The organism is Acidisoma sp. 7E03 (assembly GCF_054665075.1).
On sequence record NZ_BAAFHE010000003.1, the window covers coordinates 65641 to 90892 of the forward strand.

The following is a 25252-nucleotide window of genomic DNA, read 5'->3' on the forward strand; positions in this document are numbered from 1 at the left end:
GATCAGCTCCGGTGACCCGGCATCACCCCCGCGATCAGTTCTTTCGCGCTGTTGACGATGACGCTTTCCCGCTCCGGTTCGCTGAACAGAGAGGTCATGAAGTTGCGCGCATCCTTCATCGTGATGTGCGGCGGAAGCGGCGGCACGTTCGGATCAGTATAGGCTTCGAGGATGACGGGGCAGTCCGCAGACAGCGCCTCGTCCCAGGCCGCGCCGACGCGATCTGGATTGTCGACGAAGATACCCTTGAGCCCGACCAGCTCGGCGTATTTGTGATAGGGAAAATCCGGAATGCTTTGCGTGCTCTCCGTTTTCCCCGATCCTGCCTGAACCCGCTCTTCCCAGGTGACCTGGTTGAGATCCCGGTTGTTCAGCACGAGCACGATGAGCCGGGGGTTCGACCACTGCTTCCAATATTTGGAGATGGTGATCATCACGTTGATGCCGTTCATCTGCATCGCACCATCGCCCATGCAGGCGATGACTGTTCGATCCGGATAGGCCATCTTCGCGGCAACAGCGTAAGGTGTTCCCGCGCCGAGAGATGCGAGCCCGCCTGACAGCGAGGCCATCATGCCGCGCCGGATCTTCAGATCACGGGCGTACCAATTGGCGACCGAGCCGCTGTCGGCCGTCAGAATCGCGCGCTCGGGTAGCCGCGGCGAAAGCTCCCAGAAGACGCGCTGAGGATTGAGCGGTTCGGCCGAGACCATGGCGCGCTTCTCGAGCAGCTTCCACCAGTCCTGCACCTCACCTTCGATCTTTCGACGCCAGCTTGTGTCCGTCTTCTGCTCGAGCAGGGGCAGAAGGGCGCGCAGCGTCGTCGCGCTGTCACCCACCATGCCGAATTCCATGGGATAGCGCAGGCTGATGGCGCCCGGGTCGAGATCGATCTGCACGCCGCGGGCCGTTCCAGGCTTGGGCAGAAATTCACTATAGGGGAAGGAGGAGCCGATGACGAAGAAGGTATCGCACTGCTTCATCATGTCCCAGGAAGGCTTGGTGCCGAGCAAGCCGATCGAGCCGGTCACCCAGGGCAGTTCGTCGGGTAGGGCCGCCTTGCCGAGCAGCGCCTTGGCGCAGCCGGCCTGTAGCTTGTCGGCCACCGCGATCACTTCATCGGCTGCCTGCAAGGCGCCTGCACCCACCAGTATCGCGACCTTCTTGCCGGCATTGAGAACCTCGGCCGCCTGGCGCAGTGATGCGTCATCAGGCAGCTTTGCCGGCCCGGCGAAGCCGACGCCGGTATGTGTCGCGCCATGCGCCATCGGCGGATCTTGATAGGGCATCATCTGTAGATCGTTTGGAATGATGACGCAGGTGACGACGCGGCGTGCATGGGCGATGCGCACCGCCCGATCGATGGCGTGGCGGATTTGCGCCGGCACCGTACAGGTCACGGTGTAGTCAGCGGCGACATCCTTGAAAAGGTTCTGGAGATCGACTTCCTGTTGATAGCTGGCGCCGATCGCGGTGCGGGCCTGCTGGCCCACGATGGCGACCACGGGCACGTGATCCATCTTCGCGTCATAAAGGCCGTTGAGGAGGTGGATGGCGCCCGGGCCGGACGTTGCATAGCAAAGACCGACGCCGCCGGTGAACTTTGCATGGGCCGAGGCCATGAACGCCGCCATCTCCTCGTGGCGCACCTGGACGTATTCCATGAGGTCCTGCGCGCGCTCCAGCGCGATGTCGAGACCGCCGACGCCATCCCCGGGGTAGCCGTAGACCCGCTTCAATCCCCATTCGTTGAGGCGTTTCCAGATGAATTCGCTGACATTCTGGGACATGGCCGTCTCCGCGCGTGCGATGTGGATGCCATCCAAGGCTTCGGACGCACGGCATGTTGCTATCAAAGAGCCATTTTCCAGTCACGAGGTTGCGCGCCGCGGGCTATGTGTCTTGCGCCATCACACCAACGTGATGTTCGATCAACTATCTTGTCAGGGGCCGCCGCGCGGGCCGCCCATCCCACCGCGGGCTGGCGGGCCCGCTCCTTCCCCTGGTCCATGTTGATCGCCCGCCGCAGTCATGCCACCGGCGTCTTGATCCGTCATGGACGGTGTAGACACGGCATCCCCGACGCGCTCGAAGCCCACGATGGCCGGCACGACGCTGCGCGGCAGGGGAAGGTTGCGCGGCAGCGGCAGCTTGAAGTCGTAGGCGGCCAGACCATGACCCTGCCCGGTCACCAGAGCCTGGATCGCATAGCGATGCACCGAGGGTCCGAAATAGCCGGCCGGATCGGCTTCTAGCCTGTCCTGCTGCCAGGTCGTGACCTGTAGGACGCCACCATAGAGTTGACCACGCAAAATGAGAGGGCCGGCCAGGGCATCCGCAGGTCCTGGCAGGTCGAGCGCGAGCTGTCCCATGCGCCAGTGGCCGGGGCCACCACTGAGCCGCCCGCGCAACAGCACCGTCCCCGCCGGCGCCGCATCCACGCGGCTCGCGAGGATCAGCCCATCCGGTGCGTGCAACCCGCTCACCGCGATCCAGGCGCCAACCCGGTGCGGCGCCTCGCCCCAACCGCCGGCCACCAGCTGCACCGCCTGTCCCGCGACCACCAGCCGCCCATTCGGGCCGAGGCTGTCGATCGGCCCCACCACTTCATGGCGCACCGCAATCGCCTGGGTCACGGGCCGCCCATCCTGCCAGCGTACCGTGAGCGCCGCTCGCTGACCCGCACGGAGCGCCGTTTCGGCGGCGGGTGCACCGTCGTCCGACACGGCGAGATCGGGCGCGAGACCCACTTCGAGACCCGCGAGGCACACGCTGCCGAAGCCCGTGATGATCGCGGCGACACCCGTCGGCTCGGGCGTGCCGGGCTGTGCGGGCGGGGCTTTCGGCTGCAGGGGGCCGGTGCCGCCGATCCCGCGTTCGGCGAGTTCCAGCGGCCGCCCGTCGGGGGCTGCCTGGCAGGTGCCGGCGGGGCCGCCATGGCGGAGCCAGGCGGCCGGCAAGGTGACGACACCGGCAACGCCCGATGCTGGCCGGTCCACCGGCGCGGCAAGGCAGCCCGCCAGCGGCACGGCCAGCAGCAGCCGCGCGACGGGCGCGATGCGGCGCAGGCGCGGCATCCGCCTCATGTCTCCGGCTCCTTCGGCGTCTCGTCCTCGACAAAGAGATAGATGCCGAAGTTCACGCGGCGCGTCTGGCCCTTCCCGCCTTGCGCATCGTCCTCGGTGGCGATGGCCGCGGCGCGCCGGTTGAGGTCCCGCAGCAGGCGTGCGGCCCCCGCCCGCACCGCGGCCTCCAGCGCCTCGGCCGCCGGCCGGCTCAGCCGGTCGTAATGCAGGCTGAGGTCGGCAAAGGGCGCCGCCTCCGCCGCCACCACATTGGCCGCCGCAGCCGCCAGATGATCATGCAGGTTGCGCCCGAAATAGAAGAGCTGGGCTTCCGCGCCCGGCCGCGGCACGAAGGCTTCGGCATTGAGGCGCACGCGATCCTCCGTCTCCAGACTAACGATCCCCTGCGCCAGCCAATCTTCCAGCACCGCCCGCGGCCGCACGTCCTTGGTGACGGAGCGGACGAGGGATTCGAAGGACGGACCGTCCGCCGCCACGCGCGGCAGTGTCGGCGCCTCGCCCTCTCCCCCTAGTTCACCGAGGTCGCCCAGCCAGCGCGCGAGGATGGCGCTGCTCAGCGTCACCGCCGGCGGCTCGGCGAGCGCCGGTACCGGGGCGCCGGCCGCTGCCTCGCGCAGCCGACGGATCTCCTTGCGATGAATCCCGGTGGCGAGGCTGAGGCGGCTGTCCGTGCGGGCGCGCTCGTCGGGCAGGCTCTCCGCCGCGGTCTCCACGAAGAGCACCCGCAACCGGTCGGCGAGAATGGGAAAGGTGATGCCCGCGCGCAGCATCAGGCGCACGAGCGGCCGCAGCAGATGGGCTGCGGCGTTCAAGATCGCTTCGGGCGGGAGGGCGTGCGGGTTCATCTCGGTCACGAAGCGTAACACGCAGGCCACTCGTGGGAAAGCGTCCCACGAGGCTTGCGTGGGAATTTTTCCCACATTATAGATCGGCGAGCCGCGCAAGGCGCCTGCGCCGCTTCTGACCGATGGAAGGTTCCATGCTTCTTGGCAAACGCGTCGCCGTGGTGCTGCCCGCCTACAATGCGGAACGCACGCTGGCCCGGACGATCGCGGAGATCCCCCGCGGCATCGTGGACGACGTCATCCTCACCGACGATGCCAGTCTCGACGGCACCGTCTCCCTCGCCCGCGATCTCGCGCTCCACACCATCCGTCATGAGCGCAACCGCGGCTACGGCGCCAATCAGAAAACCTGCTACGCCGCAGCCCTGGCCCGTGGGGCAGACATCGTCGTCATGCTGCACCCGGACTACCAGTATTCTCCGCGCCTTCTGGTCGCGATGGCGTCAATGATCGCCTCCGGGCATTACGACGGCGCGCTGGGCTCGCGCATGCTGGGCGGCCAGGCGCGCGCCGGCGGGATGCCCGCCTACAAATACTGGGCCAATCGCGGCTTGACCGCTTTCCAGAATCTTCTGCTGGGGCAAAGGCTGTCCGAATATCATACGGGCTACCGCGCCTGGAGCCGCACGGTGCTGGAAACACTGCCGCTGCTGCTCTGTTCGGATGATTTCGTCTTCGATAACGAGATGCTGACGCTCGCGGTGCGCCATGGCTTTCGCATTGGCGAAATCTCCTGCCCCACGCGCTACTTCCCCGAAGCCTCCAGCATCAATTTCCGCCGCAGCCTGCTCTACGGATGCGGCGTGCTGCGCACCGCCCTCGCCTTCCGCCTCTCCTGCCTCGGTCTGTGGCGCGCGCCATTGTTCGAGGCGGCGGATGGCCGCCTCGTGCCACGAGACCCGGCTTCCCTGCCTCATCGCGCGACGCCACGGGAGCTTTCCGCATGAGCACGCCACAGCTTCTGGAGAAGTGGCAGGCCGAGCGGAGACCAAGTGTCGCGCCGCCGATGCGCCTGCGCTCCCCCGCGGCACGCGACGCGGGGGCTCTGAAAGCGGCGCGGCGGCTCTCCCTGCTCATCTTCCTCTGTCTGGTGCTGCCGCTCGGCCTCATCCTCGCCATCACGACGCCCGCAGGCGGGGTGGCTGACGAGGCAGCGCATACCCTGCGCGCCGAGAGCCTGGCGCATGGCGAGATCCTGGGCTATCGCGACATCGTTCCGCTGGCGGATGGCAGCCTGCGGACGGCCGCCGGCGTCACCGCCGACCCCGGCCTGCTCGGCGCCATGGCGGTCACCGGGCCCGGCCAGTGGGTGACGCCGCAACGCTTGGCCGCGGCGCGCCACGCCGAATGGGCGGGGATGCGACGTTTCGTCGAAATCACGCCGCTCGCCCTCTACATGCCGGTCTTCTACCTGCCGTCCGCCCTCGCCATGCGCATCGTCGAGCAAGCGCACGGCGGCCCCGCCGCCGCGATGCTGGGTGGTAGGCTGGTCAACCTCTTCGTCTACGCCCTGCTGGGCTTCGCCGCCTTGCGCACCGCGCGTAACGGACATGGGCTGCTGCTCTGCGCGCTTGCCCTGCCCATGGAAGTTTCGCTTGCCGCCTCGCTCAATCAGGATGGGCTGCTGATCGCAACAGCGGTGCTGGCCATGGCGCTGCTCACCCGGGCTGACGGCGCAGCGCCGTGGCGCGGGGCGGGCGCACCGCCGCTGCCACAGGCCTGGCTGGTGGCGACCCTGCTGCTCGGCCTCATCGCCCTGGTGAAACTGCCATATGCCGGGCTGCTCGCCCTCACGGTGCTGCCGCTGGAAGCCCGCCGCGCCTGTGCCCTGCGGGCGGGGGTCGCGGGCCTCGCGGCCTTGCCGGCGCTGCTGTGGACCGGCTACGCCATGGGCCATATCAGCGTGCCCTGGCCACCGCTGCCGCCCTACGTGGCCGGCCCGCTGTGGCCCGGGCCGGGGCATCCGCTCTTCACCGCACCGGATGCGCGGGCGCAGCTCACCGTCCTCTTCGCGGCACCGAGCCGCATCCTCACCCTCACGCTGCACTCCATCCTGCACATCGCGCCCGCCCTGGCGATGCAGACCATCGGTGTGCTCGGCTTCCTGTCGCTGCGCCTGCCGCTTTGGCTCTACGCGCTCTGGGTCACGACGCTCGTCGCCGCCGCGACCACCGACCGCCTGCACGAAGCGCCGCCGCCCGCACGATTTCGCACGCGCGACGCCGTCTTCCTGATTTTCGCCCTCGCGGGGAGCGTGATCGCAATTTATATGTCGCAATACCTGACCTGGACGCCCGTGGGCGGCGCTTGGGTGGTGGGCCCCTGCGGGCGCTATGCCCTGCCGCTGCTGCCCGCCCTCATCCTCTTCTGCCCCGGCGGGTTCGTGACACGGCACGCAGCGCTGCTGCGACATGGCGGTTTCCTGCTGATCGCCTGCGCGGCGCTTTGCAGCCTCGCCGTCGTGCCCTTCTGCGTCCTCGACGGGTTCTATGCCCCATGAAATTACTTGACGATGACAACTATTTGATACCATCCTGGCGCATGTCCCTCGCCATCAGCCAGTTCCGCCGCTTCAGCCGTTTCTTCACGCAATTCGTGGGTGCACTGGACCCGCACTTTGCCGGCATGGAAATGACGGCCGCGGAAGCCCGCCTGCTCTACGAAATCGCGCAGCGCACCCGTCCGCTCGCCTCCGATCTACAACTGACCTTGAAGATGGATGCGGGCTTCGTGAGCCGCGTGCTGCGCCGCTTCGAGACCCGCGGCTGGATCGCCCGCGAGCGCGGCGAACAGGATGCGCGGCGGCGGCCGATCACCCTGACGGCGGCGGGCCACGCCGCTTACACCGAACTCGACACGCGGCAGAATAGGGTGGTGGACGCCATTCTGCAGCGCCTCAGCCCACCCGAGCGCGACCAGCTGGTCGCCTCTCTCTGCATCGCCCAGAACCTCCTCGATCCCACCACGGAGAAGCAGGGCTTCACGCTGCGCAGCTTCCGCGCGGGCGACATGGGGATGATCGCCGCCCGTCAGGCCCGGCTCTACCGGGAGACCTACGGCTGGAACGAGCAGATCGAGATCGTAGCCGGTGAGGTAACGACGGATTTCCTGCGCGGCTTCAAGCCCGGGCGCGAGCAGTGCTGGATCGCGGAGGTCGAGAGCCAGATGGCCGGCTCCGTCATGCTGACGGACGAGGGGGACGATGTGGCCCGCCTCCGCCTGCTCTATGTCGAACCCTTTGCGCAGGGCATGGGGATCGGCCGGGCGCTTGTCACCGCCTGCGTCGATTTCGCGCGAGCCGCCGGCTATCGCGAGATCACGCTCTGGACCCAGACCATACTGGAATCGGCCCGCCGCATCTATGCGCGCGCCGGCTTCATCATGACGGACTCGGCCTTGCACGAAAAATTCGGCACGCCGCTGATGGGCGAAACCTGGCGTCTGTCGCTCGAAGACACTCCGGCCGAGGCCTGAGCCGCCTCAGATGTGCAGGGCGGCGGCGTTGCGGTACAGCATGTAGGCGGCGACGACGAAGACGAATCCGGCGAAGATGCGGTTGAGCGCGGATTTACGGCCGGCCAGGGTCTTGGTCAGGGCCATGCCGATCATGCCGCCGACCACACCGCCCGCGATGTATTCCAGCGCGACAGTCCAGTCCACGAGGCCGGAGGCGCCATAGCTGATCGCCGTCGTCAGACCAAAGGCCCCCACCGCGAGAAGAGAGGAGCCGATGGCGCAGATCATCGGCATGCCGGTGGCAAACAGCAGGCCGGGGACGATGAGAAATCCACCACCAATGCCGAAGAAGCCCGAGAGCAGGCCGACGGCGAGCGCGGTGCCGAGAAGCGGCCATTGATGGCGGGCCGCCGGCTGCCACAAGCGGCAGAGCTGGCCGCCGGTCTGCTCTCCCATGCTCGGCGAAGGCCGCTCGCGACGGCGGAGCATCAGCAGGCCGACGACGATCATGAGGATGGCAAAGAGGAAGATCAGCTGCTTCCCATCCACCTGCTTGCCGAGGAACGAACCGGCCGCGGCGCCGAGGACACCCACGATCGAAAACAGGATGGCACATTGCCAGCGCACAATGCCCTGGCGGGCATAGCCGCCGAAATTGCCAAAGGCATTGGCGGAGACGGCGAGGGCGCCGGTGCCGATCGCGACATGCGGGGACAGGCCGACGACGTAAAGCAGCAGCGGCGTCGCCATGATGGAGCCGCCGCCGCCGATGAGGCCGAGCGTAAAACCCACCAGCCCGCCGCAGACAATCGCCAATGCGCCGTGAAGCAGATCCATGGCCCGCCCCCTCGCCTCAACCGCGACCGGCTAGCGGATGCGGCCCCACCAGCCATTCCCGTCCCTTCAGCATGCCCTGCCAATAGACCCAGGGCAGGATACGGTCCTTGAGGAACCAGGCGAGGCGCGACGGTTTCGTGCCATCGAGAATGAACTTCGGGAAAGTCGGCTGCACCTTGCCGCCATAGCCGAATTCGGCCAGCACGATGCGTCCGCGCTCGACCGTCAGGGGGCAGGAGCCGTAGCCGTCATATCCGGCGGCGAGCGGCCGACCATCGAGGGTCGCGAGCACATTGAGTGCGACGACGGGTGCCTGGGCGCGGGCCGCCGCGGCGGTCTTCGCGTTGGAGGTGGAGCAGCCATCCCCCAGGCCGAAGACGTTCGCATAGCGGGTGTGGCGCAGCGTCTCCTGGTCAACATCGACGTAACCGCTGGCGCCAGCGAGCGGGCTCGACCGCACGAAATCCGGCGCCGTCTGCGGCGGCACGGCGTGCAGCATGTCGAATTCCTTCTCGACTTGCGTCACGCTGCCATCGGCGGCCTTGCGCTCGAAGGTCGCGACGCGGGCCGCGCCGTTCACCGCCACCAGCCGCGACTGGAAGGTGAGATCGACCCCGTAGCGCGCGATATAGGACATCAGGGCCGGGACATAGGCCGGCACGCCGAAGAGCACGGCCCCGGCATTTTCGAAGGAGACCTGGCTTTGACCGAGCAAGCCGGATCGGCGCCACTGGTCGCAGGCAAGATACAACGCCTTCTGGGGCGCGCCCGCGCATTTGATGGGCATGGGCGGCTGGGTAAAGATGGCACGCCCGCCGCGCCAGTTCCGCAGGATCTCCTGCGTATAGGGTGCCAGATCGAAGCGGTAGTTCGAGGTGACGGCATTGCGGCCCAGAGCCTGCGCAAGGCCGGGGATCGCCTCCCAATCGAGCTTGAGGCCGGGGGCCGCGACGAGCACGCGATAGCGCAGGCTCCCCCCGCCTTCCAGCACCACCTCGTTCGTCTCGGGCGAGAAGCCGGTGGCCGCTTTCTGCACCCAGGTCACGGCCGATGGCATGACCTGCGCCATGGGCCGGCGCGTCACCTCGGGGCGGAAGACGCCCGCACCCACCAGCGTCCAGCCGGGCTGATAGAAATGATCCGACGCGGGGTCGACGACGGCGATGCTCAAGGAGCGGCGGCGCTTCAGCAGGCTCGCGGCCGTCGCGATGCCGGCACTGCCGCCACCGACGATGACGACGTCGTAAGTCTTCGGTGCCACGGTTTTCGGCGCGGGCGCCGGGCGCGCGGATTGCGCCGCTTGCCAAATCATCGCCGAGCGGTTGCCCGTGCGGCAATAGGCGAGCACCGCGCCCTCGGCTTCAGCCAGCGCCTCGGCCATGCGCCGTGCGGCATCGGGGGTGATACCTCCGGGCGTCACGGGAATGTGGCGGAAGGCCATGCCGTGGCGCGCCGCTGCCGCCGCAATCTCCGCCGCCGGGACCTGCCCCGGCTCCTCACCGTCCGGACGGTTGCAGATCACCATGCGATACCCCTCGAGTGCCGCAGCCGCTACCTCGGCTTCGGTGATCTGGGCAGAAATCGCGTAGTCGTCGTCGAGTTTCTTGAAGGCCATGCCTTCCTCCCCTGACGCCGTCATGGATTGCGGCGTGCTTCAACCGTGACCCGAAAGAGCGCCATGCCGGCGAGCATGGCGGCGACGAAGAGCGCGCCGCGCCAGAGGCCGAGCGGCAGAGAGGCGATGGCAGGCCCCGGGCAGAAGCCGGCAAGGCCCCAGCCGACGCCGAAAAGTGCCGCGCCCATCAGCAGTTTCACATTGACGCGGCGGACCGTCGGCCAGGCGAAGCGTGCAGCCCAGAGCGGGGCCGCGCGGCGCCGCGCGAGAACGACGCCCAGCGTCGAGACGGCCACGGCCCCCGCGAGGACGAAGGCGAGGCTCGGGTCCCAGGCGCCGGCGACGTCGAGAAAGCCGATCACGCGCGCCGGGTCCATCATCCCCGAGACGGCGAGGCCGAGCCCGAAGACGAGACCCGCGAGAAGGCCTGCGAACGGCTTCATGGCGCACCGCCCGGCAGCAGATGATGGGTGACGAAGACGGTGACGAAGGCCGCCGCCATGAAGGTGGCGACCGCCGCGATGGAGCGGGGCGAGAGGCGCGCGAGGCCACAGACGCCATGGCCGCTGGTGCAGCCGGAACCGAGCCGCGTGCCGAAGCCGACGAGCAGCCCCGCCACGACCAGCGTGGCGGGGCCTCCGGTGATGGTGACGCGCGGCCAATGCCCGGCGAAGGCGAGAAAGAGTACCGGCCCCAGCAACAGCCCAAGGAGGAAAGCGAGATTGGTGCGGGTTTCGGCACCGGGCGTCCCGAGCAGGCCACCCAGGATGCCGCTGATCCCGGCGATGCGCCCCGCAAGCAGAAGAAAGAGAGCGGCCGCGGCACCAATCAACAACCCGCCGCAAAGGGATTGCAGGTAGAGCACGCCGTTCATGGGCCCTCCCCCCGCGCGTCCACCGGCCGCAGGCGCGCGAAGGCGGCGGCGCCCGCATCCGCGAAGGGCATGGCGCTCCCTGCGGGCCGCGCAGGCGACGCCATGTCTTGCCGCGCAGTATCGGCACAAAAGATCTGCCACAGCGCTTGCAAGAGGGCGGCGATCCGCGGCTCGGCCAGATGATAGATCACCGCCTTGGCCTCGCGCCGGCCTTCGATGACGCCGGCCTCCCGCAGCACGCCGAGCTGCTGTGACAGGCTGGGCTGACGCAGACCGAGGCGCGCCTCGATCTCGCTCACGCCGAAGGGGCCTTCCGCGAGCAGACAGGCGATCATCAGCCGCTGAGGATGACCGAGCAGTTTCAGCAACTCGGCGACTTCCGTCGCACGTGCGGCGAGGCTTACCTCAGTCACCGGCCTGCTCCAGGCGGTAATACCAGGCGCCACCGCCGATGCGGGCGGAGGCTTCCGGCAATTCAAGCGCGGGGGGCCGCAAGACGGGGTCCCCCGGCTCCCAGCCTTCGGGGGTGAAGACGGCGTGCGCATCGCTCGTCTGCAGAGCGAGCACCAAGCGCAGCAATTCCTCGACGCTGCGGCCGACGGACATCGGATACCAGGTGATGGCGCGGATGATGCCCGCGGGGTCGATGACGAAGGTGGCGCGGACCGTGGCGCTGCTACCGGCGGCCGGATGCAGCATGCCATAGGCCCGGGCAATGGCCATCGAGGGGTCTTCGACGATCGGAAAGGGCACGCGGACGCCGAAACTGCGCTCGATACTGTCGAGCCAGGCGATGTGGGCGAAGAGGCTGTCTACGGAGAGGCCGAGGAGATCGCAGCCGATCTCCTGAAAGCGCGCATACTCCTCCGCGAAGGCAATGAATTCGCTGGTGCAGACCGGGGTGAAATCCGCTGGATGCGCGAAGAAGATCAGCCAGCGCCCGCGATAATCGCTGAGCGAGCGCTCGCCCGCGGTAGTGCGCGCGCGAAAATCAGGCGCCGGTTCGTGAAGAAGCGGCACGACCGGGCTCGCTCCCGCCTCCTCCTGCGTCGTTTGCCCCACGCTGCCCTCCACCGATCGCTTGGCTTGCTCTTTTTCAATATATATTTTATGAAAGTCAATATTATATTTCATATAACGATTTGCCGCCAGGCGGCAGGAGGCTTCGATGTCCCACGACCAGGCGTCCGCCGCGCAAGCGGCGCTGGAGGAAGCCCAAGCCCTCGTCGCCCGGGCGCGCGCCGGGGCGCTGCCCCGCCCCGTCGTCACCACCTTCTTCGATGAACCCACGAACACCGCGAGCTATGTGCTGCGCGACCCCGCCTCACCCGCCTGCGCCATCCTCGATTCCGTGCTGGACTTCGATGCCTCTGCCGGCCGCACCGCAACCGCCAGCGCCGACGCGATCATCGCTTTTGTGCGGCGCGAGGGGCTGAGGGTGGAATGGGTGCTCGAAACCCATGTCCATGCCGACCATCTCTCGGCCGCCCCCTACCTCAAGGATCATCTCGGTGGCCGGCTCGGCATCGGTGCCCATATTCGCGAGGTTCAGGAGATTTTCGGCAAGGTGTTCAATGCCGGCACGGAGTTCCAGCGGGACGGCAGCCAGTTCGACCATCTCTTCGAAGACGGCACCCGCTTCACCATCGGTGGGCTGGAGGCGATCGCCCTTCACACACCGGGCCATACGCCGGCCTGCATGACCTATGTGGTGGGCGATGCCGCCTTCGTGGGCGACACGCTGTTCATGCCCGATTTCGGCACCGCCCGTGCCGATTTTCCAGGTGGCGATGCGGCTACCCTCTACCGGTCGGCCCGCCGCGTCCTTGCCCTGCCGGAGGAGACGCGGCTCTTCCTCTGTCACGACTACAAGGCCCCTGGCCGCGACGCCTATGCCTGGGAAAGCACGGTCGCCGAACAACGCCACGCCAACGTCCACGTGCATGACGGTGTGAGCGAGGCGGCGTTCGTGGCGCTGCGCGAGGCGCGGGACCGGACGCTTTCCATGCCCAAGCTCATCCTACCCTCGGTGCAAGTGAACATGCGGGCGGGCGAAATGCCGCCGCCGGAGGATGACGGCCACCGCTACCTGAAGATCCCGCTGAACCGCCTCTGACGAGAAGGCTTGGCGGCCTCGGAAAAAGAGATCACATTTGCCTCGAAACGCTTCGTCGCCGGACGAGGCTCCCATTTTCGAGTGAGCACAGATGACGATCTCCCCGCCCATCGACCGTCTCTCCAACTCCCGCAACCCGGAATTCGCGATTTCGGAAGCGGCAGCGAAGGCGGCATGGGAAGCGGACCGCCAGCATCTGCTGCACCCTTGGACGAACTTCGCGAGCTTCAAGGAGCGCGGCTCCTTTATCGTTAGCGGTGCGCGCGGGGTGCATGTGTACGACACGGCGGGCCGCGCCTATCTGGACGGCATGGCCGGTCTCTGGTGCGTCAACCTCGGCTATGGGCGCGACGACATCGTGGACGCCATGGCCGAGCAGGCGCGCCGCATGCCCTACTTCACCCCCTTCGTCGATGTCGGCTCCCTGCCCGCCGCCGAACTCGCGAAAGAGATTGCCCGCGTGGCGCCTGGCGACCTCAACCACGTCTTCTTCACCTGCGGCGGCTCCACTGCCAATGACTCGGCCGTGCGCCTCATCCATTTCTACCACGCGCTGCGCGGCAAGAAGGAGAAGCGCCGCATCCTGGTGCAAATGGAGAGCTATCACGGCAGCACCTACCTCACGCACTCCATGTCCGGCCGGCATTCGGCGCGCAGCCCGCTGCTCAATTTCGAGACCGAGATGGTGCAGACGCTGCGGTCCCCCAACAGCTATCGCAGGCCCGAAGGCATGGACGAGGCGGCCTTTCTCGACCTGCTCATCGACGAGATGGAGGCGCGCATCGCAGCCTTGGGCGCCGACACCATTGCCGCCTTCTTCGCCGAACCGCTGATGGGCGCAGGCGGCGTGATCGTGCCGCCGAAGGGCTATCATCAGCGCGTCCAGGCGGTCTGTCGCAAGCACGACATTCTCTACGTCTCGGACGAGGTGGTGACGGGCTTCGGGCGGCTCGGCCATTTCTACGCGTCGACGGCCGAATTCGGCATCGAACCGGACATCATCATCTCCGCCAAGGGCATCACCTCGGGCTATCAGCCGCTGGGCGCCATCCTCTATTCCGACCGCATCCAGGCGGTACTGAACGCAGCGCCCGAGGAAGCCTGGTTCACCAATGGCTTCACCTATTCCGGCCATCCCGTGGTCTGTGCCGCGGGCCTCGCCACGCTGCGCGCCATGGAGGCCGAGGACATCTGCGCCCGGGTGCGGCAGACGGGCCCCAAATTCGAGGCGGCGCTACGCAGCCTGCTCGACATCGACATCGTGGGCGACGTGCGCGGCAGCCATTTCATGATGTGCGTGGAAGTGGTCGCCGATCAGAAGACGAAGGAAATCTTCGCGCCCCAGGCGGATGTCGGCCATCGCATCCACGATCATGCCCATGAACTCGGCCTCATCGCGCGCTCCATCGGCCATCTCATCGTGCTCTCCCCGCCGCTGATCTTTACCGAGGAGCACATCGCCGAAACCGTCTCGACCCTGCGCGAGGCCATCCTGCGCACGCGGGCCGACCTCAAGGCCGAAGGACTCATGGCATGAGCCGCAGCCATCTGCTGATCAATGCGACGCTGATCGACCCGACCGAGCCGGAAGGCTATGGCGGCGCCGATGCGCTGGCCGTGGAAGGCGGGCGGATCGTCGCCCTCGGCCGCACCGCCGATCTGCTGCGCGGCCGCCCTGCTGAGATGGAGGTGCTGGACCTGAAGGGCGCCTTCCTCACCCCCGGCCTGGTCGACGGCCATGCCCATCCCGTTTCGGGGAACGACTGGCAGGTGGGGGCCGACTTCGCCGGCGTGCGCACGGCCGAAGAGATGCTCGCCCGCCTGCGCGCGGAGGCGGCGCGCACGCCCGAGGGGCAGTGGGTGCGCGGGCACAGCCTGGATCCCATCGCCTATGCCGGTATTCCCCATGTCGCCGATGCCATCGAAGAGGCGGTGGGCGGGCGTCCGGCAAGCCTGACCATCTTCGACTATCATGGCCTGGCCGTCAGCCGGTCTGGGCTCGCCCTCGCCGGCATCACCGGGCCGCGCCAGTTCACCGGCGCCTCGGTGATCGTCTGCGATGCGGAGGGGCGCCCGACCGGCGTGCTGCTGGAGCCCGAGGCCATGGCGCTGGTGCGCGATCTCATTCCCGCGCCGAGCTTTGCCCACCGCGCCGCGTCATTGCGCGCCACGCTGAACCGGATGGCGACTGCCGGCCTCACCGGCATTCATGTGATGGATGCGAACAACCACAGCCTCGAACTGTTCCGGGCCCTGGAAGCAGAAGCGCCGCTGCCGCTCCGTCTGCATGTCGCGCCCTGGCTCAACCCCGGCGATACCCAGGCCGATCTCGACCGGGTGCTCGCACTGCAAGGCGAGCATGGCGACCACTGGCGGGTCTGCGCCGCGAAATTCTTCATCGACGGCACCATCGACGGCGGCACCGGCTGGCTGCACGCGCCGGATACGCTGGGCGAAGGCCTCTCGGCGCTTTGGCCCGATCTCGACTTCTATCAGCACGCCATCCGCTTCTTCGCGACACGCGGTGTGCAGACCGTGACACATGCGATCGGCGACCGTGCCGTGCGCTTCGTGCTCGATACGCTGAAGACCGTGCCGGAGGAGGTGCGGCGCGCCGGCCGCCACCGCATTGAACATATCGAGACCCTACCGGACGAGGACATCGGCCGCTTCGCCGCCGATGGTATCATCCCCTCTATGCAGCCCTCGCACGCCGTTCGCTACACGCAGGCCGACCACTCCGACAATTGGTCAGCCCGTCTCGGGCCCGAGCGGGCCAACCGCGCCTGGCGCTGCAGGGACATCACGGACGCCGGGTCACCGGTCGTCATGGGGTCGGACTGGCCGATCGCACCCTTCGACCCCCGGGAAATCCTCGTCTGCGCGCGTTTCCGAAGGCTAGCCGAACAGGCGGAATCGGAGGCGATTCAGCCCTCCCAGGCACTCACCGCCATGGAAGCGCTTGCGGGCCTGACGAGCATCGCGGCGCATGCCGTGCATGAAGAAGGAGTCTCGGGGTCGCTCGCGCCCGGCATGCGCGCCGATCTCACGGCCTTCACCGTCAACCCACTGACGGCTTCGGCCGCTGAACTCACCGAGGCACCCTTCCGCCTGACCATGATGGATGGCCGGGTCACCCATCACGATCTGGGCTAGGCTCGGTCAACCCTAATCGGCGAAGCCGCGGCTCGCGACGACGCGGGCCAGCGCTTCGATCACCTTGCGCGGCGAGATCGGCTTGGACAGCCGATCGACGCCCGCAAAGCGGCCGGGAATACGGTCAGGGTCGAAACCGGTGATGAAGACGAAGGGAATGCCCCGGTTCTTCAGGGCCTCGGCCAGCGCGAAGGACGGCGTTGGCCCAAGATGCACATCGACCAGTGCACCATCGGGAGCACCCTGCTCGAGTTCGCGGATGGCCGCCTGTTCCGTCCGGCAGGGCCCGACCACCTCCGCTCCCACCTCGCGCAGCGCCTGGCTCGCGTCCATCGCCACGAAATACTCGTCCTCGACGACGAGGATGCGGCGCCCAGCGAGACTTTCCGTATCCGGCATCTTCTTTCCCAGCCAACCCATATTGGCAGGAAATGGGCGTGCACCCTCATGGGTGCAACGAGGTTGCCGGAGGTGTGATCAACGCATCTGCGTGAACTTGCGCTCAACCGCCAAGGTGCAGAGGCTGATCGCCCCCACGAGCAGAACGTAGACGATCGCGGCCCCGAGCAACGGCTCCAGCACGCGCAGCGTCTGGAACCGAATGACGTTCGCCGTACCCAGCACGTCAAAGATGGTGATGGTGGAGACGAGCACGGTTGATTTCAGCAGCAGGATGAGCTCGCTGCCGAAGGTCGGCAAGGTGAGCATGAGGGCACGCGGCAGCAGGATGCGGCGGAAGGTCGTCCAAGGCGACAGGCCGAGAGCTGCCGCCGCTTCACGCTCCCCCATCGGCACGCCATCCAGCCCACTGCGCAGGATGACGGCGACATAGGCCGCCTCGTTGAAGATGAGGGCCAGGGCCCCGTACCAGAAGGCATCCCGCAGGATGGGCGAGGCCCAGCTATGGCGCATCCAATGCAGCGGAATGAGCGAACCGAGACCGTAATAGATCATGTAGATCTGCACGAGCAGCGGCGTGCCCCGCAGAAGCAGGCTATAGCCCTGCGCCCCCCAGCGAGCGGGCCCGCGCCCGCCCAATGCCAGCGCCAGCGGCACGCCGAGCAGCGCGCTGCCGACCGCGGCAATGGCCGTGAGCTCCAAGGTCACCGGGATCGCCGCGATGAGTTGCGGCATCACCTGGGAAAGCAGGAAGGCCAGGGAGAAGGTCATGCCGTATGCAGCCCCCGCCGGCTGCGGATGTGCAACGCGTCGAGCACCGCCATGGAGACGAGGCTGATGACGAGGAAGCAGAGCGCCGCCAGGCCATAGAAGAAGAGATATTCCTTGGTAGCCGCGGCCGCGAGGCTGCTCACCTTGAGCACGTCGGCGAAGGCGCCGACGACGCTGATCAGCGAGGAATCCTTGGTGGCATTCAGCCAGACGTTGCCCAGCGCCGGCAGCGCATGGCGCGCCACCTGTGGCCCCAGCACCCGGCGCCAGCGGGTCCAGGCGGAGAGGCCGAGGGCAAGGGCCGCGTCGCTCTGCCCCCGCGGTAAGGCGAGCACGCCTGCACGCAGAATCTCCGTCACATAGGCGCCCTGGATGAAGCCTAGGGAGACGACCGCGACGAGGAAGGGGTTGAAGGAGAAATCGGCGCGCACCAGGCCGATGGAGGCGGCGAGGCCGGACACGGCCCCGGCCAGGACGTAGAAGGCGATGAGCAGCAGCAGCAGTTCCGGCAGGGCGCGGACGATGGTGGTGTAGAGCCCGCCGAGCAGCCGAAGCGGCTGGCGGCGCGACAGTTTCAGCGCGGCGCCGAGCACGCCGAAGAGCAGGCCGATGGCATAAGAAGCGACGGAGATTTCCAGCGTCAACAGGATGCCGGCCGCGAATTGCGCGCCATAGCCGCCCATCATCGCGCCAAGCCCGCCCATTTCAGTGATGGCGCAGGATCTGCGCCAGGAAGCGGCGCAGGCGCTCGCTTTGCGGCGCATCGAAGACGGCGGCGGGCCTGCCACTTTCGACGATCTCGCCGCCATCCATGAAGATCACCCGGTCGGCGACCTGGCGCGCGAAGCCCATCTCATGCGTGACGCAGAGCATGGTCATGCCGCTCTCGGCGAGTTCGACCATGGTATCCAGAACTTCCTTGATCATTTCGGGATCGAGCGCCGAGGTCGGCTCGTCGAAGAGCATGATGCGCGGCTGCATGCAGAGGGCACGGGCGATGGCGACGCGCTGCTGCTGCCCCCCGGAGAGCTGCGCCGGGTATTTGGGCGCCTGGTCCGGAATGCGCACCCGGGCGAGCAGTTCCATCGCCCGCGCTTCCGCCTCCGCCCGCTTCAGCCCGCGCACCGACATCGGCGCCAGAATGCAGTTCTCGAGCACCGTCATATGCGGAAAGAGGTTGAAGGATTGGAAGACCATGCCGACGTCACGGCGGATGCGGCCGAGCGAGGTGGCATCCCGCGTCAGCGCCTGGCCTTCCACCAGGATCCGGCCGGACTGCGCGGTCTCCAGTCCGTTGATACAGCGGATGAGCGTCGACTTGCCCGAGCCCGAGGGCCCGGTGATGACCAGACGTTCCCCTTGGGCCACGGTGAGTGACAGGTTCCGCAGAACATGATTGTCGCCAAAGCGGAGGTTGACCTGTTCGAGCGCGACCGCGGGCAGGGCTGTTGCCATTACAACTCCGCGCCGAGCACGACGGGGCTGCCTTCCGCGAAACGGTTGACGCGGAAGGCCGTGGCATCGACGGAGGGCGTGTCCCCCAGCGCGAGCTCGGCCGCCAGCCGGCCGGCGGCGGGGCCGATGCCGAAACCGTGGCCGGAAAAGCCGGTTGCGATCGTGAGGCCAGGCAGCGCGTCCGCCGCACCGATATAGGGGACGATGTCGGGCGTGACGTCGATATAGCCAGCCCATTCCTGCACCACGGGCACGTCCCGGAAGGCAGGATAGAGCTTGCGCATCGCCTCCAGCGCGATTCCGTTGAGCGCCTTGTTCGGCGCAGGGTCCAGCACGCGCACGCGCTCGAAGGGGCTTTCCCGGTCCAGCGCCCATTTCCGCGGCGTCCTGAACTCCCGCCGGGAGAGGTCGTTGAAGCGCAGTCGGATGCCGGCACCCTCCTGCTTCAGGCTGGGCCAGAATTCGCGGAAGTAGCGGAAGGAATCCGGCACCACGGGGGTGATGTGGCTGGAACCATGGGCAATGGTGTAGCCACCGTCGCGCCGCTTGCGGTAGCCGATGTCGCCCATCCAGGTGCAAGGATCGGGACCATCAGCTACGGGCGCGGTGCGCAGCACGGAGGACAGCACCTTGAGCTGCGGCAGGCGGATGCCGAGGCTCGCGCAGAAGAGGCTGGACCAGGCGCCGCCGGCGAGGATGACGGCCTCACAGGCGATACGCCCGCGTTCGGTGATGACGGCGCTGACGCGGCCACCCGTGGTCTCCAAGCCACGCACCGCGCAATGCGCGAGCAGCTTGGCGCCCCGCGCCTGGGCGGCGCGGGCAATGGCGGGTGCGGCCTTCTGCGGCTCGGCGCAGCCATCGGTCGGCACATGCAGGCCACTGCGATAGCTCTGCGTCGATCCCGGCATGAGCGCGGCCAATTCCGCGCCGCGCACCATGCGGGCGCCGATCTGGAAGGGCCGAGCCATCTCGACCCAGGCTTCGTAATGGCGCTCGTCCTCCTCGCTTTCCGAGACATAGAGGACGCCGCATTCGCGAAAGCCGGTCTCGGCCTCGACCTTGCGATCGAGATCGCGCCACAGGCGCAGGCTTTCGACGATGAGCGGCATTTCGCGCGGGTCCCGGCCCGCCTGGCGGACCCAGCCCCAGTTCCGGCTGGATTGCTCGCCCGCGACGTGCCCCTTCTCGCAGAGCGCGACCGAGACGCCGCGGCTGGCGAGCGTGAAGGCAGCGGCGGTGCCGATGATGCCGCCGCCGATGACGACGACGGCGACACGCTCCGGCAAAACCTCGTCCGAGGTTACGGAATCAACATAGGGACCCATCGCGCTACCCTCCCTTCACGCCTGACACCCTGCTTTTCGCCTGCCCTCAGGGTTTGATCAACACGCCCTGGAGCGTCGGGTAGCGCGCGGTGATCTTGTCCCAGGTGCCATCCTTCACCACCGCCATGATGGCGGCCGAGACGCGGTCGCGCAGCGCCGTGTCGTCCTTCCGCACGCCGGCGCCCGTGCCATAGCCCAGCACGTCATTGTCGGGGCAGACCGTCTTCACGCCGAAATCGGTATTCTTGGACAGGAAAACCGCGAAGGTGCTGCGGCCTTCGAGCGCATAGTCGATCCGGCCTGCGGCGAGATCGGACAGCACGTTGTCCATCGTCGTGTAGCTCTTCACCTGCACCCCGGCGGGCGCGTCCTTCAGGTAAGTCGCGAAATTGGTGCCGGCCTCGACCCCGATGACGTGGCCCTTGAAGCTGTCGAGCTTGCCGCAATCGACTGGCGTCTTGTCCTCCTTGTCGCCGATCATCACCGTCTGCGTGTTGTAGTAGAAATGGCTGAAGTCGATGACCTTGCGGCGCTCGCCATTGATCGTCATCGAGGCCCAGATCATGTCGATCTGCTTCTGCTGCAGCGCCGGAATGAGGCCGTCCCAGGCGATTTCCTTGGTCTTGCAGGTGGCGCCCATCTTGTCGCAGACCGCGGCGAGCAGATCGAGTTCCCAGCCCACCCATTTGCCGGCGGCGTTCTTCGAGAAGAAGGGCGGGTAGGATTCATCGTCGAGGCCGACGGTGATGGTATCGGCACGGGCCGGGGCCGCGTGGCCGGCAAGGCCGACCGCGGCGAAGAGCGGGGCTGCCGCGAGGCAGAGGCGCAGGAAGCGTTTCATGCTGAGTGTGTCCTGATGGAGGGCGAGGGACAGGCGGTGGTCAGACGGCGGGCGGCGGAGCAGCGACCGCTTCGCTCACCAGCCGCTGGGACAGCGTATGGATGTGCTGGACGCCGATGCCGCAACAGCCGCCGACGATGGAAGCGCCGGCAGCGACCCAGCGCTCGGCCCAGTCGCCGTAATTCGCGCCGTCGAGGTCCCGGCGGATCTCGGCCAAGGTCTCGTTCGCCTTCTCGTCGTCATGCGCCTCGAAGGCATTGGCGTAGACGCCGATGGGCGTCTGCACCCCGCGCGCAGCGAAGATGGCAGCGGCCCCCCGCACGGCGGGTTCCATCACTTCGGGGGCGCTGCAATTGAAGAGTAGGCCGGCAATCCCGGCCTCCGCTGCGAAGGCGGCCGCGTCCGCCACCGGTTCGCCTGAGCGCAGAGCGGGAGCGCGATCCAGCGCGCCGGGCCCATCCTCCAGCGTGAAGGAAATCCAGACCGGGCGGCCGTCACCCGCCACTGCTTCGAGAACCGCGCGCGCCTCGGCAATGGAGGAGAGGGTTTCCCCGAGCCAGAGATCGACCGCCGGCCTCAGCCCGGTGACGAGGACGGAGAGATAGTCCTGCACCCGGGTCGGGTCGAAGAGATCAGGGCGGTAGGAGCCGAAGATCGGCGGCAGGGAACCCGCGACGCGCACCGCACGGCCCGGCTCCGCCGCGTTGACGGCATCGGCGGCATGGCGCGCGGCTTCCCCCGCGCGGCGGGCGAGGCCCGGGCCTTCGACGCGGAAGCGCTCCTCCCCGATATGGAAGGGCACGAGCGCATAGCTGTTGGTGGTGATCACGCCCGCGCCGGCAGCCGCGAATTCCCGGTGCACCTGCTCGACCAGCGCCGGCGTCTCGATCAGCGCCAGGGCCGACCATTCCGGCTGGCGGAACGGTGCGCCGATGCGCTGCAACTCCCGGCTCATGCCACCGTCTAAAATAATCATCTCGTCACATCCTCGCGAACGGTCGGTGAAGCTAGCGGCAGCGGGCTGCGACGGGTGCGCGTTTTGCAGGGTTCTACGCCGCAAAACGGCGCCCAATGCCTCCAGTATGCAAAAAATCATCGATGGTGCGATCAAGCATCGGTATTCCGACAGAAACTGCCAATCGGGCACGGCAATCCCCGATGTTGCCCCGACCAACCCTGTTCAGTGGAGCCGTGATGGCCGACCCTCTCGACCTCTTCGACCGCAAGATCCTGGCCATCATCCAGCAGGACTGCCAGCAAAAGGCCGAACTCATCGCCGAAAAGGTCGGATTGTCGCCCTCCGCCGTGCAACGCCGCATCAAGCGGCTGCGCGCCGAGCGGGTGATTGCGGCAGAGGTCGCGGTACTCGACCGGCGCGCCGTCGGCCGCTTGATGACCTTCATCGTCGGGCTGGAGATCGAGCGAGAAAACTACACGGCCCTCGCGCATTTCCGCCGCTGGGTCAGCGCGCAGTCAGAAATACAGCAGGCCTATTACGTGACCGGTCAGGTCGACCTCATGCTGGTCATCGTTGCCGAAGACGTGGAGGCCTTCGACCGGGTCGCGGCCCGGATCATGGAGAACAATCCGCAGATCCGGCGGATGACGACGAACGTCGTGCTGGAGCCGCTCAAGCTCGGCCTCGAACTGCCCGTGGACAGCGCGGACTGAGGTCCGCGCCGTCGTCACGCGATCAGCCGAGCAGCACGACCTTGGAGAGGCCACGCGGGGTCAGGGTGTCGAGGCCCTTGAGCTGCGCCTGGCGCTCGCCCAGCACCTGCAGCGCCGGCAGGCAGACGAGGGCGCGGGCCGCCGGATTGCCCCCGACATCGAAGGAGACGGTGCCGGGGCCGCCGAGACCGAGCACGCGCGCGCCCCGCCCCTGCAGATCGGCCGCGAGCACCGCGTCATCCTCATGGCCCTCGGGCGTATAGAGCAGCACGCCCACCGTCCGCTCATCGGCAAGCGTGATCGGCCCGTGGCGGTAATCGGCCGTCGGATAGGCCTGGGTGTAGCTCGTGCTCATCTCCTGCAGCTTGAGCGCGCCCTCCTGGGCGATGCCCTGCAGCGGCCCGGTGCCGAGATAGACGAAGTGGCTGCGTCCTTCGAGAAGGCCCTGAGACGCGGCGTCCACCGCTTTGAGCAGAGCCTCGGCGGCGGCCGCCTCCGCCGCGCCGATGGTGACGCCGGCGAGACGGAGACCCATCAACAGCATGAGGCTGGCCGAAGCCGTCATCACGATCCCTTCCTCGGGATGCGTCGGCGCGTAGAGCACGGTGTCGGCAAAGCGGGTGATGGCGCTGCCTTCCGCGCAGGTCAGCGCCGTCACCTTATGACCGGCCTTTCTGCTCGCTTCGGCGGCGCGCACCGTCTCGGTCGATTCGCCGCTGCGCGACAGCACGACGACATGGGCCGCACGGCCCGTCGGCAGATAATACTGCGGGCGGTGCCACCATTCCCCACCCGTTACTGCGATGGCCAACTGGCCGTTCGCATTGGCCGCGGCCGCGAGGACCTGCGCGATGTAGAAGGAGGTGCCGCAGCCCACGAAGACGTGGACGACGGTGGCATCGGCGAGCGGCGCCGGCGCGGGCGCGCCGGCCCAGAAGGCGAACTGCTCGAAAATACCGCGTTCGGTTGCGTTCATGGCTTTCCCTGTGACTGAAAGAATGTGGCTTATTTGCCCGACCCGGCGGTGAGACCGCTGATCAGGTAGCGATTGAGGAAAACGACAAGGAGCAAGGGCGGCAGGATGGCGAGGACGCCCGCCGCATTCATCAGCCCATAGTCGACGTAGTTCTTGCTCACGAATTCCGGGATGAGCACCGTCAGCGGCTTGGTCGCGAGCGTCGGCGAGAAAACCAGGGGCACGAGGAACTGGCCCCAGGCGGTCAGGAAGGTGAGGATGGCGGCCGCAATCAGCCCGGGGCCGGCCATCGGCAGCACGATGCGCAGGAGCGTATGCAGCCGCCCTGCCCCGTCGATCCAAGCCGCTTCTTCCAGCGACAGCGGCAAGCCGCGATAGACACTCCGCATCAGCCAGAGGGCGAGCGGCAGGAAGGCAGAGACATAGACGAGGGTGACGCCGAGATAGGTATCCACCCAATGCAGGCTGACCATGATGCGGTAGAGCGGAATGAGGACGGTATAGGCCGGAATTGCGAGGGTCGCGACGGTGAGGCCGAAGATCGCATCCCGACCAGGGAAGCGCAGCCGCGCGAAGGCATAGCCGCCGAAGGCCGCGGCTAGGACTGTGACGACCGTTGCGGCCGCCGAGGTGACGAGGCTGTTGAGCAGGGCGCGGCTGAACTGCGGCCAGACGGATTGCGTCGCCTGGCCTTGGAAGGCGCTGGCCGTGCCCAGCAGGTTCGCATAGTGCTGCCAGGTCAACACCGGCGGCAGGAGGCGGAAGTGAGCGGCGGTGAGATCCACCGGTCGCGACAGGCTGGAGCGCAGCGCCCAGAGGATCGGGGCGAGACTCCAGAAGAGCAGCACCAGGGCGCCGAGGCGCAGGCCCCAGCGTTGCAAGGGTTTCTGCGTCATTCCGCGACCGTCTCCCCCGGAATGCGCAGGACATAGACGAGCGAGACCGCAAGCGAAGCGAACATCACCAGCACCGACAGCGCCATGCCATAGGAAAAGTGCAAGTCCTGGAATGCGGACATGTAGACCTGGATGAGCAGGGTACGCGTGTCACCGCTGCTGCCGTTGAGAATCCAGGCCTCGTCGAAGAGATTGAAGGCGAGCACGGTGGACTGCGTCATGGCGATGGCGAGGCTGGGTGCGATCAGCGGCAGGGTGATGCGACCGAGGCGGTGCAAAGCGCCAGCCCCATCCATGCGCGCCGCCTCGTAGAGTTCCTGCGGCACGGATTGCAGACCGGCGAGCACGATCACCGCCGTGATCGGCAACATGCGCCAGATATGCACGAGGGCGATGAAGATCAGCGCCGTCCACCGGTCATTGAACCAGACGTGGTTGTGACTGATCAGCCCCGCCGCGCCGAGCAAGCCGTTGAGCACGCCATAACTCGGATTGTAGATCCAGAGCCAGATGATGGAGTTGACGACGGGCGGCAGCGCCCAAGGCAGGATGACGGCGGCAAGCAGCCATTTGCGCGCCGGCCCCATGGCGTTGAGCAACAGGGCGGCCGCGACCCCGCCCAGCGTCTCCACCACCACCGCCACCAGGACGTAGACGACGGTATTGAAGGCGGCGCCCTGCACGTCCGTATCGGAAAACAGCGCGAGATAGTTCTTCAGCCCGACGAAAGGCGTGCCGAAGCGCATCGGGTCGACACGGTGAAGACTGTCCCACAAGGTCAGGAGCAGCGGCCAGAAGACCAGGCTGCCCATCAGAATGACGATGGGCAGCGCCAGCAGCAGGCCGAGACCGGCATCACCGCCGCCGATGTGGGCGCGGCGACGTGAGAGAGACGATGCCGTCACGGCTGCTCCTTCGGCTCGTGCGTCA

The 25252-nt window shown here is 67.4% G+C and carries 26 protein-coding genes; 7 read left to right on the forward strand and 19 right to left on the reverse strand.

Features of this window, described 5'->3' with window-relative positions; genetic code table 11:
• Positions 1 to 2: 2 nt before the first annotated feature.
• From ACYQ6W_RS05755 to ACYQ6W_RS05765, 3 genes are all read right to left on the reverse strand, one after another.
• On the reverse strand, positions 3 to 1790 hold the full coding sequence (locus ACYQ6W_RS05755) for a thiamine pyrophosphate-requiring protein (protein ID WP_459674125.1): 1788 nt from the start codon (positions 1788 to 1790) through the stop codon (positions 3 to 5).
• Between the two features lie 153 nt (positions 1791 to 1943).
• Positions 1944 to 3086: a hypothetical protein gene (locus ACYQ6W_RS05760; RefSeq protein ID WP_459674126.1), complete on the reverse strand. Its 1143-nt coding sequence runs from the start codon at positions 3084 to 3086 to the stop codon at positions 1944 to 1946.
• On the reverse strand, positions 3083 to 3952 hold the full coding sequence (locus tag ACYQ6W_RS05765; protein WP_459674127.1) for a DUF6502 family protein: 870 nt from the start codon (positions 3950 to 3952) through the stop codon (positions 3083 to 3085). Before ACYQ6W_RS05765 ends, ACYQ6W_RS05760 begins: the two co-directional genes overlap by 4 nt.
• Before the next feature lie 113 nt (positions 3953 to 4065).
• Between ACYQ6W_RS05765 and ACYQ6W_RS05770 the strand changes: the two genes are divergently transcribed.
• Genes ACYQ6W_RS05770 through ACYQ6W_RS05780 form a run of 3 tightly spaced genes read left to right on the forward strand, consistent with a single transcriptional unit; the run spans position 4066 to position 7405 of the window.
• Positions 4066 to 4878: a glycosyltransferase family 2 protein gene (locus tag ACYQ6W_RS05770; RefSeq protein WP_459674128.1), complete on the forward strand. Its 813-nt coding sequence runs from the start codon at positions 4066 to 4068 to the stop codon at positions 4876 to 4878.
• Positions 4875 to 6431 carry a DUF2142 domain-containing protein gene (locus ACYQ6W_RS05775; RefSeq protein ID WP_459674129.1) on the forward strand — a complete coding sequence of 519 codons (1557 nt, stop codon included), beginning with the start codon at positions 4875 to 4877 and terminating at the stop codon, positions 6429 to 6431. Before ACYQ6W_RS05770 ends, ACYQ6W_RS05775 begins: the two co-directional genes overlap by 4 nt.
• A gap of 41 nt (positions 6432 to 6472) precedes the next feature.
• A complete protein-coding gene (locus ACYQ6W_RS05780; RefSeq protein WP_459674130.1) occupies positions 6473 to 7405 on the forward strand; it encodes a bifunctional helix-turn-helix transcriptional regulator/GNAT family N-acetyltransferase in 933 nt (310 codons plus the stop codon).
• A 6-nt stretch (positions 7406 to 7411) separates the two neighbouring features.
• On the opposite strand, the gene ACYQ6W_RS05785 is transcribed toward ACYQ6W_RS05780, so the two are convergent.
• From ACYQ6W_RS05785 to ACYQ6W_RS05810, 6 genes are read right to left on the reverse strand one after another with little or no spacing between them, the layout of a single operon-like run.
• Complete coding sequence (locus ACYQ6W_RS05785) at positions 7412 to 8224, reverse strand: sulfite exporter TauE/SafE family protein (protein ID WP_459674131.1); 813 nt, start codon at positions 8222 to 8224, stop codon at positions 7412 to 7414.
• Between the two features lie 16 nt (positions 8225 to 8240).
• A complete protein-coding gene (locus tag ACYQ6W_RS05790) occupies positions 8241 to 9839 on the reverse strand; it encodes a bifunctional protein tyrosine phosphatase family protein/NAD(P)/FAD-dependent oxidoreductase (protein WP_459674132.1) in 1599 nt (532 codons plus the stop codon).
• 20 nt (positions 9840 to 9859) lie between these two features.
• The gene (locus ACYQ6W_RS05795; RefSeq protein WP_459674133.1) at positions 9860 to 10282 is read right to left on the reverse strand and encodes a DUF6691 family protein; all 423 of its coding nucleotides are present in this window, start codon (positions 10280 to 10282) and stop codon (positions 9860 to 9862) included.
• On the reverse strand, positions 10279 to 10713 hold the full coding sequence (locus ACYQ6W_RS05800) for a YeeE/YedE family protein (RefSeq protein WP_459674134.1): 435 nt from the start codon (positions 10711 to 10713) through the stop codon (positions 10279 to 10281). Before ACYQ6W_RS05800 ends, ACYQ6W_RS05795 begins: the two co-directional genes overlap by 4 nt.
• Entirely contained in the window at positions 10710 to 11126 is a 417-nt protein-coding gene (locus tag ACYQ6W_RS05805; RefSeq protein WP_459674135.1) for an ArsR/SmtB family transcription factor, read from the reverse strand. Before ACYQ6W_RS05805 ends, ACYQ6W_RS05800 begins: the two co-directional genes overlap by 4 nt.
• Entirely contained in the window at positions 11119 to 11775 is a 657-nt protein-coding gene (locus tag ACYQ6W_RS05810; RefSeq protein WP_459674136.1) for a peroxiredoxin, read from the reverse strand. The genes ACYQ6W_RS05805 and ACYQ6W_RS05810 overlap by 8 nt, the downstream gene beginning before the upstream one ends.
• A 106-nt stretch (positions 11776 to 11881) precedes the next feature.
• Between ACYQ6W_RS05810 and ACYQ6W_RS05815 the strand changes: the two genes are divergently transcribed.
• The 3 genes from ACYQ6W_RS05815 to ACYQ6W_RS05825 all read left to right on the forward strand — a co-directional run bounded on the left by ACYQ6W_RS05815 (position 11882) and on the right by ACYQ6W_RS05825 (position 15985).
• Entirely contained in the window at positions 11882 to 12829 is a 948-nt protein-coding gene (locus ACYQ6W_RS05815) for an MBL fold metallo-hydrolase (RefSeq protein WP_459674138.1), read from the forward strand.
• A gap of 91 nt (positions 12830 to 12920) precedes the next feature.
• Positions 12921 to 14366: an aminotransferase gene (locus ACYQ6W_RS05820; RefSeq protein WP_459674139.1), complete on the forward strand. Its 1446-nt coding sequence runs from the start codon at positions 12921 to 12923 to the stop codon at positions 14364 to 14366.
• The gene (locus ACYQ6W_RS05825; RefSeq protein ID WP_459674140.1) at positions 14363 to 15985 is read left to right on the forward strand and encodes an amidohydrolase; all 1623 of its coding nucleotides are present in this window, start codon (positions 14363 to 14365) and stop codon (positions 15983 to 15985) included. Before ACYQ6W_RS05820 ends, ACYQ6W_RS05825 begins: the two co-directional genes overlap by 4 nt.
• Before the next feature lie 12 nt (positions 15986 to 15997).
• Here ACYQ6W_RS05825 and ACYQ6W_RS05830 read toward each other — a convergent pair whose 3' ends face one another.
• The 7 genes from ACYQ6W_RS05830 to ACYQ6W_RS05860 all read right to left on the reverse strand — a co-directional run bounded on the left by ACYQ6W_RS05830 (position 15998) and on the right by ACYQ6W_RS05860 (position 21755).
• Complete coding sequence (locus tag ACYQ6W_RS05830; protein WP_459674141.1) at positions 15998 to 16384, reverse strand: response regulator; 387 nt, start codon at positions 16382 to 16384, stop codon at positions 15998 to 16000.
• Positions 16385 to 16462: 78 nt separating this feature from the next.
• On the reverse strand, positions 16463 to 17155 hold the full coding sequence (locus ACYQ6W_RS05835) for an ABC transporter permease subunit (RefSeq protein ID WP_459674142.1): 693 nt from the start codon (positions 17153 to 17155) through the stop codon (positions 16463 to 16465).
• A complete protein-coding gene (locus tag ACYQ6W_RS05840; RefSeq protein ID WP_459674143.1) occupies positions 17152 to 17859 on the reverse strand; it encodes an ABC transporter permease in 708 nt (235 codons plus the stop codon). Before ACYQ6W_RS05840 ends, ACYQ6W_RS05835 begins: the two co-directional genes overlap by 4 nt.
• Before the next feature lies 1 nt (position 17860).
• Positions 17861 to 18610 (reverse strand): amino acid ABC transporter ATP-binding protein, encoded by a 750-nt coding sequence (locus ACYQ6W_RS05845; RefSeq protein ID WP_459674144.1) that lies wholly within the window; start codon positions 18608 to 18610, stop codon positions 17861 to 17863.
• Positions 18610 to 19938 (reverse strand): NAD(P)/FAD-dependent oxidoreductase, encoded by a 1329-nt coding sequence (locus ACYQ6W_RS05850; RefSeq protein WP_459674145.1) that lies wholly within the window; start codon positions 19936 to 19938, stop codon positions 18610 to 18612. Before ACYQ6W_RS05850 ends, ACYQ6W_RS05845 begins: the two co-directional genes overlap by 1 nt.
• Before the next feature lie 46 nt (positions 19939 to 19984).
• Positions 19985 to 20779: a transporter substrate-binding domain-containing protein gene (locus tag ACYQ6W_RS05855; protein ID WP_459674147.1), complete on the reverse strand. Its 795-nt coding sequence runs from the start codon at positions 20777 to 20779 to the stop codon at positions 19985 to 19987.
• A 40-nt stretch (positions 20780 to 20819) separates the two neighbouring features.
• A complete protein-coding gene (locus ACYQ6W_RS05860) occupies positions 20820 to 21755 on the reverse strand; it encodes a homocysteine S-methyltransferase family protein (RefSeq protein ID WP_459674148.1) in 936 nt (311 codons plus the stop codon).
• 218 nt (positions 21756 to 21973) lie between these two features.
• Between ACYQ6W_RS05860 and ACYQ6W_RS05865 the strand changes: the two genes are divergently transcribed.
• Positions 21974 to 22450 (forward strand): Lrp/AsnC family transcriptional regulator, encoded by a 477-nt coding sequence (locus ACYQ6W_RS05865; protein ID WP_459674149.1) that lies wholly within the window; start codon positions 21974 to 21976, stop codon positions 22448 to 22450.
• A 22-nt stretch (positions 22451 to 22472) separates the two neighbouring features.
• On the opposite strand, the gene ACYQ6W_RS05870 is transcribed toward ACYQ6W_RS05865, so the two are convergent.
• Genes ACYQ6W_RS05870 through ACYQ6W_RS05880 form a run of 3 tightly spaced genes read right to left on the reverse strand, consistent with a single transcriptional unit; the run spans position 22473 to position 25227 of the window.
• Entirely contained in the window at positions 22473 to 23426 is a 954-nt protein-coding gene (locus tag ACYQ6W_RS05870; RefSeq protein ID WP_459674150.1) for an SIS domain-containing protein, read from the reverse strand.
• A gap of 29 nt (positions 23427 to 23455) precedes the next feature.
• The gene (locus tag ACYQ6W_RS05875) at positions 23456 to 24322 is read right to left on the reverse strand and encodes a carbohydrate ABC transporter permease (protein ID WP_459674152.1); all 867 of its coding nucleotides are present in this window, start codon (positions 24320 to 24322) and stop codon (positions 23456 to 23458) included.
• Positions 24319 to 25227 (reverse strand): carbohydrate ABC transporter permease, encoded by a 909-nt coding sequence (locus tag ACYQ6W_RS05880; protein WP_459674153.1) that lies wholly within the window; start codon positions 25225 to 25227, stop codon positions 24319 to 24321. Before ACYQ6W_RS05880 ends, ACYQ6W_RS05875 begins: the two co-directional genes overlap by 4 nt.
• Positions 25228 to 25252: the final 25 nt, after the last annotated feature.

Bases quoted from the DNA above. Each gene is read 5' to 3' on its own strand.
- ACYQ6W_RS05780 (WP_459674130.1), top strand. From the start codon at position 6,473: ATGTCCCTCGCCATCAGCCAGTTCCGCCGCTTCAGCCGTTTCTTCACG.
- ACYQ6W_RS05865 (WP_459674149.1), top strand. From the start codon at position 21,974: ATGGCCGACCCTCTCGACCTCTTCGACCGCAAGATCCTGGCCATCATC.
- ACYQ6W_RS05790 (WP_459674132.1), bottom strand. From the start codon at position 9,839: ATGGCCTTCAAGAAACTCGACGACGACTACGCGATTTCTGCCCAGATC.
- ACYQ6W_RS05860 (WP_459674148.1), bottom strand. From the start codon at position 21,755: ATGATTATTTTAGACGGTGGCATGAGCCGGGAGTTGCAGCGCATCGGC.
- ACYQ6W_RS05775 (WP_459674129.1), top strand. From the start codon at position 4,875: ATGAGCACGCCACAGCTTCTGGAGAAGTGGCAGGCCGAGCGGAGACCA.
- ACYQ6W_RS05760 (WP_459674126.1), bottom strand. From the start codon at position 3,086: ATGAGGCGGATGCCGCGCCTGCGCCGCATCGCGCCCGTCGCGCGGCTG.
- ACYQ6W_RS05845 (WP_459674144.1), bottom strand. From the start codon at position 18,610: ATGGCAACAGCCCTGCCCGCGGTCGCGCTCGAACAGGTCAACCTCCGC.
- ACYQ6W_RS05755 (WP_459674125.1), bottom strand. From the start codon at position 1,790: ATGTCCCAGAATGTCAGCGAATTCATCTGGAAACGCCTCAACGAATGG.
- ACYQ6W_RS05840 (WP_459674143.1), bottom strand. From the start codon at position 17,859: ATGGGCGGGCTTGGCGCGATGATGGGCGGCTATGGCGCGCAATTCGCG.
- ACYQ6W_RS05855 (WP_459674147.1), bottom strand. From the start codon at position 20,779: ATGAAACGCTTCCTGCGCCTCTGCCTCGCGGCAGCCCCGCTCTTCGCC.
- ACYQ6W_RS05875 (WP_459674152.1), bottom strand. From the start codon at position 24,322: ATGACGCAGAAACCCTTGCAACGCTGGGGCCTGCGCCTCGGCGCCCTG.
- ACYQ6W_RS05795 (WP_459674133.1), bottom strand. From the start codon at position 10,282: ATGAAGCCGTTCGCAGGCCTTCTCGCGGGTCTCGTCTTCGGGCTCGGC.
- ACYQ6W_RS05815 (WP_459674138.1), top strand. From the start codon at position 11,882: ATGTCCCACGACCAGGCGTCCGCCGCGCAAGCGGCGCTGGAGGAAGCC.
- ACYQ6W_RS05800 (WP_459674134.1), bottom strand. From the start codon at position 10,713: ATGAACGGCGTGCTCTACCTGCAATCCCTTTGCGGCGGGTTGTTGATT.
- ACYQ6W_RS05850 (WP_459674145.1), bottom strand. From the start codon at position 19,938: ATGGGTCCCTATGTTGATTCCGTAACCTCGGACGAGGTTTTGCCGGAG.
- ACYQ6W_RS05825 (WP_459674140.1), top strand. From the start codon at position 14,363: ATGAGCCGCAGCCATCTGCTGATCAATGCGACGCTGATCGACCCGACC.
- ACYQ6W_RS05785 (WP_459674131.1), bottom strand. From the start codon at position 8,224: ATGGATCTGCTTCACGGCGCATTGGCGATTGTCTGCGGCGGGCTGGTG.
- ACYQ6W_RS05835 (WP_459674142.1), bottom strand. From the start codon at position 17,155: ATGACCTTCTCCCTGGCCTTCCTGCTTTCCCAGGTGATGCCGCAACTC.
- ACYQ6W_RS05870 (WP_459674150.1), bottom strand. From the start codon at position 23,426: ATGAACGCAACCGAACGCGGTATTTTCGAGCAGTTCGCCTTCTGGGCC.
- ACYQ6W_RS05830 (WP_459674141.1), bottom strand. From the start codon at position 16,384: ATGCCGGATACGGAAAGTCTCGCTGGGCGCCGCATCCTCGTCGTCGAG.
- ACYQ6W_RS05820 (WP_459674139.1), top strand. From the start codon at position 12,921: ATGACGATCTCCCCGCCCATCGACCGTCTCTCCAACTCCCGCAACCCG.
- ACYQ6W_RS05770 (WP_459674128.1), top strand. From the start codon at position 4,066: ATGCTTCTTGGCAAACGCGTCGCCGTGGTGCTGCCCGCCTACAATGCG.